We start from the raw sequence: 13,981 nt of genomic DNA on the forward strand, positions 1-13,981 counted from the left end.
ACCCCGACCGGCCCGAACGCCCCGTCCAGCAGGCCGAACACCCGGTCACCCGGCGCCAGGTCCGCCACCCCTTCCCCGACCTCCAGCACCACGCCGGAGCCCTCGCCTCCCATCGGCACGTCGCGCTCGGGCACCATGCCGAGCGCCACGACGACGTCGCGGAAGTTCATCCCGGCGGCGCGGACGGAGATCCGCACCTCGCCGGGCTCCAGCGCCCGGCCGGAGGCGGGGTGCGGGACCAGCGTCAGGTCCGCCAGGCTTCCCTTGACCGGCGCGTCCAGCCGCCACTCGGCCACCCCCGCCGGAGGCACCAGGCCACCACCGGACGCGGCCCGCGCCAGGCGCGGCGCCCACACCCTGCCCTCCCGGACGGCCGTCTGCGGCTCGTCCGCGGCCGTCGCGGCGAGCAGCGCGGCACCCGCGACGGGACCCTCGTCGAGGTCGGCCAGCACGACGCGGCCGGGGTTCTCCGCCTGGGCCGCGCGGAGCAGGCCGAGGGCCGCGGCGCCCGCCAGGTCGGTGACGTCACCGCCGTGCACGGCGGCCGCGCCCCGGGTCACCACGACGAGCCGCGCCGACCCGAACCGCTCCTCGGCCAGCCACTCCCGCACCACCGCCAGCGCCCGATGCGTCGCCGACCGCACCCCCTCCACGACATCCCCGTCATCGGAAGACCCGAAGGAGACGAACACCAGGTCGGGAACCACCCCCGACCCCGCCAGCGCCGCCAGGTCCTCGAACCCCTCGGCCACCACACCGGCCGCGCGCAGGGCGTCGGCCAGCCCGGTCCCGTCGGCGCCCAGCACCGCGTACCGGTGCCCGGCGGGGATCTCGACGGGCGGCAGCGCCGTCCAGTCCACCCGGTACAGCGAGTCGCGGCGGGTGTCGGCCGCCGTGGGCAGCCGGTTCGCCGGGAGGGGGCGTGACAGCAGGGACTCCACGGAGGCCACGGGGCTCCCCGAGACGTCCGCCAGCCGGAGCGAGACCGTGTCGGCACCGGTGGGTGACAGGTGCACCCTCAGCGCGGCGGCGCCCTCGGCGTGCAGGGAGACCCCGGACCAGGAGAACGGCAGGCTCACCTCGCCCGATCCGGTGTCCAGCAGCGACTCGGCGTGCAGGGCCGCGTCCAGCAGCGCCGGGTGCAGGCCGAACCTCCCGGCCTCCCTGCGCGCGTCCTCGGGCAGGGCGACCTCGGCGAAGATCTCGTCGCCCCGCCGCCACGCCGCCCGCAACCCCTGGAACACCGGGCCGTACTCGTACCCCTGGCCCGCCAGCCGCTCGTACAGGCCGTCCAGGTCCACCGCCGTCGTACCGGCGGGAGGCCACGCGGCCAGGTCGAAGGGTTCGGCGGGAAGCCCGGCGGTCTCGGCGGCCTCGGCGACGAGGAAGCCGGTCGCGTGCCGGGTCCAGGGCTCGTCCGCGTCGTCCCCGAGGTCCCCGGCGTCCGCAGCGGCTCCGGAGGCTCCGGCGTGCTCCGGGCGGGAGTGGACCGCGACCGGGCGCCTGCCCGTCTCGTCCGGAGCGCCCACCGACACCTGCACCTGGACTCCGCCGCCACCTGTCAGCACCAGCGGCGCCTCCAGCGTCAGCTCGTCCACCACCCCGCACCCCACCTGGTCACCGGCGCGCACCGCCAGCTCCACGAACGCCGTACCCGGCAGCAGCACCGTGCCCGCCACGGCGTGGTCGGCGAGCCACGGGTGCGAGCGCGTCGACAGCCGCCCGGTCAGCAGGACCCCGCCGGTGCCCGCCAGCGTCACCGCCGCGCCGAGCAGCGGGTGGCCGGCCGCGGTCAGGCCGGTGGACGCCAGGTCGACCGCGTCGGTGGCGTCCAGCCAGTACCGCTCGCGCTGGAAGGCGTACGTGGGAAGCCTCACCGGCCGGGGGCCGTGGGGGGCGAACAGCGGCTCCCAGTTCACCGGCGCCCCGTGCGCGTACGCCTCGGCCATCGAGGTGACGAACCGGTTCATCCCGCCGTCGTCGCGGCGCAGGGAGCCGACGGCGACCGCGGTGCCACCCACAGCCTCCACGGTCTCCTGGACGCCCACGGTGAGCACCGGGTGCGGGCCGATCTCGACGAACAGCCCGTACCCCTCCCGCACCAGCGCGCGGGTGGCCTCGTCGAAGCGCACCTGCCGCCTGAGGTTGGTGTACCAGTAACCGGCGTCCAGCCCCGCGGTGTCGATCGGCTCGCCGGTGACCGTGGAGTAGAAGGGCACCTCGACCGACCGGGGCGTGACGCCCTCCAGGTCGGCCAGGATCCGCTCCCTGAGCGGCTCCACGTACGCCGAGTGCGACGGGTAGTCGACCGGGATCTTCCTGGCGCGGACGTCGTCGGCGAGCAGCTGCTCCAGCAGCTCGTCCAGGGCCTCCGTCTCACCGGCGAGCACCACGGAGCCGGGGCCGTTCACCACGGCCACCGCCACCCGGTCTCCCCAGGGGGTGAGCCGTTCCCGCATCCGGTCGGCCGGGAGCGCGACCGCCATCATCTCCCCCTGGCCGGACAGCTCCTCGCCGATGGCGAGGCTGCGGAGCGCGACCACCCGGGCGCCGTCCTCCAGCGACAGCGCGCCCGCCACGCAGGCGGCGGCGACCTCGCCCTGCGAGTGGCCGACGACGGCGTCGGGCTCGACCCCGTAGGAGCGCCACAGCTCCGCCAGCGAGACCATGACGGCCCACAGCGCGGGCTGGACCACGTCCACCCGTCCCAGCGGCGGCGCGCCGGGCTCGCCGCGCAGCACCTCCACGAGCTTCCAGTCGACGAAGGTCGCGAGCGCGTCGGCGCACTCGGCCATCCGGGCGGCGAACACCGGGGAGGAGTCCATCAGCTCGACGGCCATGCCCGCCCACGCCGCCCCCTGCCCGGGGAAGACGAACACCACCCTCGGGTCCGGGGCCGCGACGCCGCGCACGACGTTCGGCGCGGCCTCGTCCCCGGCGACGGCGCGCACGCCCGCCAGCAGCTCGTCGCGGCCGGCGCCGACCACCACGGCGCGGTGCGAGAAGGCCGTACGGGAGGCGACGGCGGCGTGGCCGACGTCGACCGGCGACAGCCCGGCGTCCGCGTCCACGTGGGCCGCGAGGCGTTCGGCCTGGGCCCGCAGCGCCCCCTCGCCCTTGCCGGAGATCACCCAGGGCACCACCGGCGCGGGGCCGGAACCGGCCCCGGAACCGTCGCCGAAGGCGCCGAGAACGCCGGCCGCGCCATCCGTGCCGTCTGCGCCGTCGGCGGTCTCCGGCGCGGGCGGCGGGGCCTCCTCCAGGATGACGTGCGCGTTGGTGCCGCTGACGCCGAAGGAGGAGACACCGGCCCTGCGCGGGGCACCGCCGGCCTCCCATGGCTCGGCGGCTGTGAGCAGCTCGACGTCGCCGGCCGACCAGTCGACGTGCGGCGAGGGCGCGTCCACGTGCAGGGTGCGGGGCAGCACGCCGTGCCGCATCGCCAGCACCATCTTGATCACCCCGGCGACGCCCGCGGCGCCCTGGGTGTGGCCGATGTTCGACTTGATCGAGCCCAGCCGCAGCGGCCTGCCCTCGGGGCGTTCCCGCCCGTACGTGGCGAGCAGCGCCTGGGCCTCGATCGGGTCGCCCAGGCCGGTGCCGGTGCCGTGCGCCTCGACCGCGTCGACCTGGGCGGCGGACAGGCGCGCGTTGGCCAGGGCCTGGCGGATGACCCGCTGCTGGGCGGGGCCGTTCGGCGCGGTCAGCCCGCTGCTCGCGCCGTCCTGGTTGATCGCCGAACCGCGGATGACCGCCAGCACGGGGTGTCCCGCGCGCCGGGCGTCGGAGAGGCGTTCCAGCAGGAGCATGCCCGCGCCCTCGCCCCAGCCGGTGCCGTCCGCGGCGGCGGCGAAGGCCTTGCACCGGCCGTCCGCGGACAGGCCGCGCTGGCGGCTGAACTCGACGAAGGTGTTCGGGGTGGACATCACCGTCACGCCCCCGGCCAGGACCATCGCGCACTCCCCCTGGCGCAGCGCCTGGACCCCCAGGTGGAGCGCGACCAGGGACGAGGAGCACGCGGTGTCCACCGAGACCGCGGGGCCCTCCAGGCCCAGGACGTAGGCCACCCGCCCGGAGGCGACGCTGCCGTCGCTGCCGTTGCCGATGTAGCCGCCGAGGTCGTCGGGGACGACCCGGGCCCGGGAGCCGTAGTCGTGGTAGATGACGCCGGTGTAGACGCCGACGGCGGTGCCCCGCGCGGACACCGGGTCGATGCCGGCGTCCTCGAACGCCTCCCACGCGGTCTCCAGCAGCAGCCGCTGCTGCGGGTCCATCGCCACGGCCTCGCGCGGGCTGATCCCGAAGAAGGCCGGGTCGAACCGCGCGGCGTCGTAGAGGAACCCGCCGGAGCGCGTGTAGCTCTTGCCCGGACGGTCGGGGTCGGGGTCGTAGAGGTCCTCGACGTCCCAGCCGCGGTCGTCGGGGAAGGACGAGATGGCGTCACCGCCCTCGGCCAGCAGCCGCCACAGCGCCTCCGGGGTGTCGGCGCCGCCGGGGAACCGGCAGCTCATCCCGACGATGGCGATGGGCTCGGTCTCCCTGCGCTCGGCGTCCTTCAGCCTCTGACGGACCTCCCGCAGGTCGGCGGTCGCCCGCCGGAGATAGTCGAGAAGTTTGCCTTCGTTCTCCACCACGTCACCCCTGTCCAACCGTTCGGGGGCCTCATCCGGTCGCGCCGCGCACCGCGGGCTGAGGCGATATGGGCACGGGCGCCCCGTCGTGGGGCGGCCCGCGTTCGGCATGCCGGTGAATCGGCGTCGCGCGGGAGGGGAGGTTCAGCCGGCCGCGGCAGGCGCGGCAGGCGCGGCAGGCGCGCCGGTCTCCGCCCGGTGGCGGGCGACCAGCTTCTCCAGGTCGCCCACGAGGTCGTGCGGCGCCGGGGTGGCCTCGGCCACGCGCCTGATCCGGTCGGCGTTCTCCCGGAACGACGGCTCCCCGAGCAGCCTCAGGAGGTTCTCCCGGAGCGTTCGCGTCGAGAGCTCCTCCGGCTGGACGACCAGGCCCGCGCCCTCCTCGGCCACCTGCCGGGCCATGCCGCCCTCGTCGTAGAGCCGCGCGGGGACGACGAGCTGCGGCACGCCGTGCGCCATCGAGGTGCCGAACGTCCCGGTGCCACCGTGGTGGACGATCGCCGCGCAGGTGGGCAGCAGCGAGTTGAGCGGGACGTAGTCGACGATCCTCACGTTGTCGGGCACCTTCAGGTCCGGGTCGAGCTGGTCGGCGTTCAGGGTCGCGACCACCTCGACGTCGAGGTCGGCGACGGCCTCGAACAGGTCGGCGGCCCCGATGCTGCCGTTGCCGCCCCACATGTCGCGGCCGGACACCCCGAGGGTGAAGCAGACCCTGGGGCGCCCGGGGCCCTTCGCCCGCAGCCAGTCGGGGACGACGGCCGGGCCGTTGTAGGGGACGTAGCGGACGGGCAGGTAGTCGTGCTCGACGGGGAAGCGCGTCCAGACCGGCATCGAGTCGATGGTGGCCTGTCCCAGGATGACGTCCTCGTCGAACGCGCAGCCGTACCTGGCCAGCTTGGCGGTGACCCAGTCGGCCACCGGGTCCTCGCCGAGGGCCTCGGGCCGCTCCGCCCTCATCCGCAGGAACAGCGAGCGCATCCGCCCCCAGTGGTCCCTGCCGAAGGTCGAGCGGACCTGCGCGGCGCCGCAGGCGCGGGCCGCGACCGGCCCCGGGAAGGTGATCGAGTCCCAGACCACCAGGTCGGGCCGCCACTCCCGGCAGAAGGCGACCATGTCGTCGTACATGGACTCGTCGGTGATGAGGTCCAGCGCCAGGGGCGAGGCGAAGGCGGCCATGCAGTCGCGCACGTACTCGTAGGTGAGGACCTCGGGCCGCTCCTCGGCGATGTCGTAGCCGGAGCCGAAGATCTGCTGGTCGGCGGGGATGCTCGCCAGCCGCTCGGCGATGTTGGACGGCTCCCCCACCGGTACCGCGGTCAGACCGGTCCTGGTCACGTCGTCGACGATGTCCGGCTGGACGGCGACGACGACCTCGTGGCCCGCCGCCCTCATCGCCCACGCGATCGGCACCACGAGGAAGAGATGGGCGGCAGCGGCGTGCATGGTGAACAGGACACGCATGAAGACTTCCTCCGAATGATCAAGCCGCACGATCTATCAGATGCCTGCCGCGGGGCCGGCGGATTCGCTCTCGTACCTCGCGGCGGCGTTTCACGGTTTCCGGAACGGCCGGAAAAGCTGGCCCGTCCGTTACGGCCGGAAAAGCAGGTCCGGCCGTTTCCGTCCACCGTTTTCCACGCTGAATCAATGAGCACGCTACCTACGCCCCTACGGTGAAACCGACCCCTAGCGCACCCCTCAGCCGCCCCTGAGGGAAGGCGGGGACCCGGCCTCGCGGCGGCGCCGCCACCGGGGCGGCACGGCCAGGTCAGGGCGTGTGGGAGCACGCGAAAACGCGCCGGGGCGCCTCCCCAGAGGGGGCGCCCCGGCGCGGGAGGGGTCTCCCCCTACGGGCCGGTCTACGGGTCGGCGGGACGGGCGGCCACGACGGGACGCGAGCGGGTGGCGACCCAGGCGGGCGACAGGGCTCCCATGAGCGCCGACAGCCCCGCGGAGCAGATCACGATGACGTAGAGCCACACCGGCCCCGAGGGCAGCGGGGAGCCGCTGACGGCGATGGTGAAGGGCAGCAGGGCGGGCACGAAGACCACCGTGCCGACCACGACGCCGATGACGGCGACCAGGACGCCCTCGATGCCCATCATCCGCAGGATCTGCCACCGGCTGGAGCCGACCAGCCGCTGCAGCCCGAACTCCCTGCGCCGCCGCGCCGCGCCGGCCGCCTGGGTGCTGATCACCGAGATCACGACGAAGGCGAGCATCGTGCCGATGAACAGGCAGTCGACCCACCCCCGCGTCCGCTGCCGCTCGGTGCCCACCGAGGACAGCACTCCGGCGTCGGTCACCCGCAGCCCCGGCACGGCCCTGACCGACCCGGCCAGCGCGGCCGTCACCCGGGGGACGTCGGCGGCCGAGGCGGCGCGCACGAGGATCTGGGGCGGCAGGCCGGCCGTGGTGTGCGACGCCAGCAGCCGCGCGGGCATCAGGATCGTCTCGGCGCCCGGCTTCGCCGCGAGCAGCGCGACCACCTTCAGGCCGACCACGCGCCCGTCGCCCAGGCGTATCCCGGCCGTGTCGCCGAGGCCCAGGCCGAGCTGCCTGGCGTGCCCGTCGGCCAGCGCGACGGTGTGGCCACGCAGCTCGGCGAGCGTGCCGGCGGTGAGCCTGAACGCCGTGACGTGCTCGGCGGCCTCCGCGGTGACCCCCTGGACCGGCCAGCCGTCCTCGCTCTGCCAGGTGTCGTAGGGGCTCTCCAGGAACGCGGTGCCGGTGACGAACTCCGAGGCCGCCGCGACGCCCGGCGTCGACCGGACCCGGTCGAGCAGCCCGCCGGCCAGCCCGCCGCTCTCCGCGGTGAGCACGGCGTCGGCGCGCAGGCTCCTGACGTACGCGCGCTCGGCCGCGTCGGCGGGGGTCGTCTGCAGGTAGACGTTGGACAGGGCGATCCCGGTGATGAGCATGATGGGCGTGGTCGCGGCGGCCACCCTGACGGTCCGCGCCCTGGCGTTGAGGATCGCGAGGTGCCCCGTCTGGCCGAAGACCGCGCGCACGGGGTGGCGGAGCATCTCGGTCATCACGCTCGTCATGCGGGGGGCGGCGAGGGTCAGTCCCACGGCCAGGGTGAACACGGCGAGGAAGACGGCGCTCACCGCGGGCGGGCGGGGCGTCACCGCCGCCGAGACGGCGAGCGCGGCACCCCCGACGAGGCAGAGCAGGGCGACCCCCGACCGTACCGGGCCGAGCCGGCGGCCCTGGAACACGGCGTCCGCGGGCCTGTCGACGACCGGGACGAGCGACGCCCGCCTGGCCGGGAGGAACGTCGCGGCCGCGGCGGCGAGCAGGCACGTGACGGCGGCGGCCAGGACGGGGATCCAGCCCTGCTGGAAGGGCATCACCCCGGGGACCACCCCGTCGTCGACCAGCCGCAGGAACAGCCGGTGGCCGAGATAGGGGCCGAGCAGGCAGCCCGGCACGACGGCGACCGCCGAGACCGTCATCGACTCGCCGAACACCATGCGGCGGATCCGCGCCGGGGGCGTGCCCATCCCCCTCAGCAGCGCCATCTCCCGCCCGCGGTGCCCGACCGACATGGTCAGGGTGCCCGCCATGACGAGCACGGTGACCATGAGCGTCACCCCGGCGGTCACCCCGGAGATGACGACGAGGTTCTCGCCGCCCTCCCTTCCGCTCGGGAACTCGGCGATCCCCCGGTCGTCCCCGGTCAGGACCACCGCCGCCTGGCCGCGCAGCGCGGCCTGGACACGGGGCCGGAGCGCCTCGGTGCCGGTCCCCGGCGCGGGCAGGACGGCGGCGGCGTCGACCATGCCCGGGTGGCCCGCCAGCCGCCGCGCGTCGGGCGCGGAGAAGAACATCGCCGCCCCGGCGATCACGCGGCCGCCCGCGGGCGCGGCGACGCCGGTCACCCGGTAGGTCTCCGCGACGCCGCCGACCGCGACCTCGACGCGGTCGCCCGGCCGCGCGCCGGAGCGCCCGGCCAGCACGGCGTCGAGCACCACGTCGCCGGGCCCGGCCGGTGCCGTGCCCGCCCTCAGCTCGTACGGCGCGAGCACGGCGGAGCTCCAGTCGTGCCCGGTGCCGGCGGGCCGCTCCCCCCCAAGGACGGTGGCGGGGAACGACAGGTCGCCGACGACCCCGGCCACCCCGGGAACGGCCCGCACCGTGTCGAGCAGGGCGGTGTCGAGCCGGACGCGCTCGGTCAGGCGCGTCCAGTCGGTGTCGTCGTCACGGGGGTCGGCCTTGGGCAGCGCGTAGGAGGGGTCGCCGGCTATCACGATCGGGGCCCCGGCCAGGCGCTGGGGCGGCACGACCTCGCGGACACCGGTCTCCATCAGCGCCCCCGCGGCCGAGATGATCACGGCGCCGAGGAACATCGCGGTGAACAGCGCGGCGAAGGCGTCCTTGCGGAAGGCCAGCGTGCGCAGGGCGAGGCGCCACATCAGCTCGGGTTCCCCCCGTCGGTGCCGGGCGGCCTGTCCCAGATGCCGAGGTGGGTCATCCGCTGGATCACCGCCCTGTCCACCGGGAGGTTCAGCTCGTCGACGACGCGCCCGCCGGAGAGGAAGACGACGCGGTCGGCGTAGGAGGCGACGAGGGGGTCGTGGCTCGCCATCAGGACCGTCTGCCCGCTCTCGCGCACCGCCTCCTGGAGCAGGCCGAGAACCTCGTCGGTGGCGCGGGCGTCCAGCCCCCCGGTCGGCTCGTCGGCGAAGATCACCTCGCGACGGGTGACCAGGGCGCGGGCCACGGCGACCCGCTGGCGCTGGCCGGCGGACAGCTCGAAGGGCCGGTGGCGCATGTAGTCGACGAGCCCCACCCTGCGCATCACGTCGACGAGCAGCGAGGGGTCGGCGGTCCGGCCCGCGAGGGTGAGGGGCAGGGTGACGTTCTCCTCCACGTCCAGGGCGGGCAGCAGGTTGAACGTCTGGAAGATGAAACCGATCCGGTCGCGGCGCAGCTTGAGCAACGCCGCCTCGTCGAGCCCGTTCAGCTCCTCGCCGCCCAGGAGAACCGTTCCCGAGGTGGGCCGGTCGAGGCCGGCCGCGCACTGCAACAGCGTGCTCTTGCCCGACCCGGACGGCCCGATGATCGCGGTGAGGCTGCCGCGCGGGCAGCCGATCGTCACACCGCCCAGCGCGACGACGGCGCTCGTCCCGCTCCGGTAGGTCTTCCGTACCGAGTCAAGCCTGACGATCTCGTCGACTCCCTTACCCTCCGTGTTCGTCCTTTCGGTGTCCATGAGGCGAAGCGTAATCATCGAGCGGTGGCCTGCACATCGGTCTGAGGGTCCATAACGCTCATCCCTGCGGTGGGTGGTTGTGAGGGCGCGGTGGTCCCGGGGCAGGAGCCCCTCGCGCGGGGCGCGAGGGGCTCTTCCCAGGTCGAAACCCGTCACAGCTCGCTGTCGAGAATGTCGAAGAGCTCGTCCGCGGTCGCCGAGCCCAGCTCGGGCGCGCCCGCCCTCACCGTCTCCCCGCCGCGTGTCTCCAGCCATCTGGAGGTCAGCGCGCGCAGCCGGGCGGCGATCCTCTCGTGCTCCGCCGGGTCGGGCGCCGCGGTCTCCATCGCGTGCTCCAGCCTGGCCAGTTCCGCCTCCAGCGTCGCGGCGGGCGGTTCGTCGGCGACCAGTTCCGTCCTGATGTGGTCGGCGACCGAGGCCAGGGTCGGGTAGTCGAAGATGAGCGTCGCGGGCAGCCGCACCCCGGTGGCGGCGCCGAGCCGGTTGCGCAGCTCCACCGCGGTCAGCGAGTCGAAGCCCAGCTCCTTGAAGGGCCTGAGCGCGTCGACGGCGTCCCCGTCCTCGTGGCCCAGGACGGCGGCGACGTGGGTGCGCACCAGGTCCAGCAGCAGGCGGTCGCGACCGGCGGCCGACAACGACTCCAGCCGCTGCTGCAGCGACTGCTCGGCCGGGGCCGGGGCGGCCTCGCGGGCCACCCGCCTTGTCCTCGCCGCGACCAGGCCGCGCAGCATCGCCGGTGGCGCGTCGGAGCGCGAGCGCAGCGCCGCCAGGTCCAGCCGGACCGGGGCCAGGGCGGCCTCGCCGAGGGCGAGCGACTCGTCGAGCAGCGCCAGCCCGGTCTCGGCCGTCAGCGGCAGCAGGCCGGAGCGCCGTACGCGCCGCAGGTCGGCCTCGCCCAGCTGGGCGGTCATGCCGCCGACCTCGGGCGCCCACATGCCCCAGGCCAGGGAGACCGCGGGCAGGCCCGCGGCCCTCCTGCGCTCGGCCAGCGCGTCCAGGAAGACGTTCGCGGCGGCGTAGTTGCCCTGCCCGGCGCCGTCCAGCGTCCCCGCCGAGGAGGAGAAGAGCACGAACGCCGACAGGTCGAGGCCGCGGGTGAGCTCGTGCAGGTGCCAGGCGGCAGCGGGCTTCGGCCGCCAGACGGTGTCGACCTGGTCGGGTGTGAGGGAGCCGACGACGCCGTCGGCCACGACCCCGGCCGTGTGGACGACCGCGGTGAGCGGGTGGGCGGCGGGCAGACCGGCGAGCAGCGCCGTCAGGGCGTCCCTGTCGGAGACGTCGCAGGCGGCGACGGTGACCTCGGCTCCCAGCCCGGCCAGCTCGTCGCGGAGCCCCTCGGCGCCGGGGGCCTCGATGCCCCGCCGCCCGGCCAGCAGGAGGTGGCGGGCGCCGTGGCGGGTGACGAGGTGCCGCGCGACGAGGGCGCCGAGCCCGCCGGTGCCGCCGGTGACGAGCACCGTGCCCTCGGGGTCGAGGGGGACGGGGACGGTGAGCACGAGCTTGCCGACGTGCCTGGCCTGCGCCATGAACCGGAACGCCTCGGGGGCGTGGCGCACGTCCCAGCCGCGGACCGGCGGCGGGGTGAGCACCCCGCGCTCGAACAGCCGGACCAGCTCGGCCAGGATCTCCGCGGTCCGGTCGGGGCCGGCGTCGGAGAGGTCGAAGGCCCGGTAGGAGACGCCGGGGTGCTCCGCGGCGACCTCCTCGGCGAACCGCACGTCGGTCTTGCCCATCTCGGCGAACCGGCCGCCGCGCGGCAGCAGTTCCAGGGAGGCGTCCACGAACTCGCGGGCCAGCGAGTTGAGGACGACGTCGACGCCGCGCCCGCCGGTGGCCTCCAGGAAGCGGCCCTTGAAGTCCAGGTCCCGGGAGGAGGCGATGCGGTCGTCGGCGACGCCCAGGGCCCGCAGCGCGTCCCGCTTGCCGTCGCTCACGGTGCCGAACACCTCGGCGCCCAGGTGGCGGGCGAGTTGCACGGCCGCCGTGCCGACGCCGCCGGCCGCCGCGTGCACCAGCACCGACTCGCCCGCCTTGAGACCGGCGAGGTCGACGAGGCCGTAGTAGGCGGTGGCGAACACGGCGGGCACCGCGGCGGCCTCGGCGAAGGTCCAGCCCTCGGGGATCGGCACGACCATGCGCCGGTCGACCACCGCGTACGGGCCGAAGCCCGCGTCGACGAGGCCCATCACGCGGTCGCCGGGCGCGAGGCCGGTGACGCCGGGCCCGACCTCGGTGACCACCCCGGCGGCGTCGGCGCCCAGGTCGGCCCTGCCGGGGTACATGCCGAGGGTGATCATGACGTCGCGGAAGTTCAGGCCGCCGGCGCGGATCGCCACCCGCACCTGGCCGGGCTCCAGCGGGCGCTCGTCGGCGTCGCACGGGGCCAGCGCCAGGTTGTCCAGCGTGCCCTGCGTGGTCACCTCCAGGCGCCAGGCCCGCGCGCCGGCCGGTGGCTCCAGCATGCCCGCCGACCGCGCCCTGCTCAGGCGCGGCGCCACCGCCTGCCCGTCACGCAGCGCCAGCTCGGGCTCTCCCGCCTCCAGTACGGCGGGCAGCGCGCGGTGGGAGGCGTCGGTGCCGTCCACGTCGACCAGCAGGAACCGGCCGGGGTTCTCCGCCTGCGCCGCGCGGACGAGACCCCACAGGGGTGCCTGCGCGAGGTCGGGCGGGCCGTCGCCGAACCCGCTCCTGACCGCGCCGCGCGTCACCACCGCGAGCCTGGTCCCGGCGAGGCGGTCGTCGGCGAGCCAGGCGCCGAGCAGGTCGAGGACGCGGAGCGTCGCGGCGCGCGCCGCCTCGGGCTCGGCCTCCTCCGATCCCGGCCCGTCCTGCCAGGTGGAGACCAGCACGGTCCCCGGCCTGGACGGCATGGCCCGCAGCGCGTCGAGACCGTCGGCGAAGGTGACGTCGAGCCCGGCGGCGCGCAGGGCCCGGCCCAGCTCGCCGTCCTCGGCGCCGAGGACGGCCCACTGCCCGCCGCCCGCGACGGCGGGCACGGCCGTCCAGTCCACCCGGTACAGCGACTCGCGGACCGTGTCGCGGGCGGCGCCGAGCCGGTCGCCGGAGACGGGGCGCATGACCAGCGACCCGATGGTGACCACCGGGGCGCCGGTGGCGTCGGCCACCTGGAGCGAGGCGGCGCCGGAACCGTCCCTGGAGACCCTGACCCGGACCGACGAGGCGCCGGTGGCGTGCAGCGCGACGCCGCTCCAGGCGAACGGCAGCTCGACCGCCTGGTCCGGCGCGGCCTGCCCGCCGAGTTCGATGGCGTGCAGCGCGGCGTCCAGCAGGGCCGGGTGGATGCCGAACAGGGAGGCGTCGCCGGCGACGGGCTCGGGCAGCGCGACGTCGGCGAACACCTCGCCGTCCCGCCGCCAGGCGGCGCGCAGCCCCTGGAAGGCCGGGCCGTAGCCCGCCCCCTCGGCGGCGAGCCGTTCGTACAGGCCGGTGAGGTCGACGGGGGTGGCGCCCGGCGGCGGCCACGCGGCGAGGTCGAAGTCCCCCGAAGCTCCCACGGGGGCGAGGAAACCGGTGGCGTGCCGGGTCCACGGCTCGTCGCCCGCTCCGGCCCGCGAGTACAGCGACAGGGGGCGGCGGCCGGAGTCGTCGGCGCCGCCGACGACCGCCTGGAGCGCGACGCCGTCCCTGCCGGTGAGGACCAGCGGGGCCTCCAGGGTGAGCTCCTCGACGACCTCGCAGCCGACCTGGGTGCCCGCGCGGACCGCGAGCTCGACGAAGGCCGTGCCCGGTACGAGGACGTTGTCCAGGATGGTGTGGTCGGCGAGCCAGGGGTGGCTGCTCAGCGAGACCCGCCCGGTCAGCACGGCGCCGCCGGACTCGGGCAGCGCCACCACCGCGCCCAGGAGGGGGTGTTCGGCGGAGACCTGGCCCAGGCCGGTCGCGTCGCCGGTGAGGCCGCCGGTCTCCAGCCAGTAGTGGCGGTGCTGGAAGGCGTAGGTGGGCAGCTCCACCCGGCGCGGCCCCTTCCCCCCGGCCGCGCTCGCGGTGTCGGTGAAGAAGGTCTCCCAGTCCACGGCCACCCCCCGCGCGTGCAGGACGCCCAGCGCCGCCACCAGCTCCGACACCTCACCACGATCACGCCGCAACATCGGCACGAACACCGCCCCGGACC

5 protein-coding genes are annotated in these 13,981 nt (G+C 75.6%); all 5 read right to left on the minus strand.

What is annotated here, in order from left to right:
- Nucleotides 1-4,631, minus strand: a 4,631-nt coding sequence (locus tag ACFFRH_RS43625; RefSeq protein WP_386164041.1) for a beta-ketoacyl synthase N-terminal-like domain-containing protein, incomplete at its 3' end; no start/stop codon positions are given.
- A 144-nt stretch (nt 4,632-4,775) separates the two neighbouring features.
- Nucleotides 4,776-6,092: an activator-dependent family glycosyltransferase gene (locus ACFFRH_RS43630; RefSeq protein WP_344745716.1), complete on the minus strand. Its 1,317-nt coding sequence runs from the start codon at nt 6,090-6,092 to the stop codon at nt 4,776-4,778.
- 398 nt (nt 6,093-6,490) lie between these two features.
- Complete coding sequence (locus ACFFRH_RS43635; protein WP_386164043.1) at nt 6,491-9,049, minus strand: FtsX-like permease family protein; 2,559 nt, start codon at nt 9,047-9,049, stop codon at nt 6,491-6,493.
- Nucleotides 9,049-9,849, minus strand: coding sequence for an ABC transporter ATP-binding protein (locus tag ACFFRH_RS43640; protein ID WP_344745718.1), 801 nt, complete (start codon nt 9,847-9,849; stop codon nt 9,049-9,051). Before ACFFRH_RS43640 ends, ACFFRH_RS43635 begins: the two co-directional genes overlap by 1 nt.
- Before the next feature lie 152 nt (nt 9,850-10,001).
- Complete coding sequence (locus tag ACFFRH_RS43645) at nt 10,002-13,934, minus strand: SDR family NAD(P)-dependent oxidoreductase (protein WP_386164046.1); 3,933 nt, start codon at nt 13,932-13,934, stop codon at nt 10,002-10,004.
- Nucleotides 13,935-13,981: the final 47 nt, after the last annotated feature.

The sequence above is a fragment of the Streptosporangium vulgare genome (assembly GCF_042428775.1).
Taxonomy (GTDB): domain Bacteria; phylum Actinomycetota; class Actinomycetes; order Streptosporangiales; family Streptosporangiaceae; genus Streptosporangium; species Streptosporangium vulgare.

What these genes read in the sequence shown, in the direction of transcription:
- ACFFRH_RS43635 (WP_386164043.1), bottom strand. Translation starts at nt 9,049, where the DNA reads ATGTGGCGCCTCGCCCTGCGCACGCTGGCCTTCCGCAAGGACGCCTTC.
- ACFFRH_RS43640 (WP_344745718.1), bottom strand. Translation starts at nt 9,849, where the DNA reads ATGGACACCGAAAGGACGAACACGGAGGGTAAGGGAGTCGACGAGATC.
- ACFFRH_RS43630 (WP_344745716.1), bottom strand. Translation starts at nt 6,092, where the DNA reads ATGCGTGTCCTGTTCACCATGCACGCCGCTGCCGCCCATCTCTTCCTC.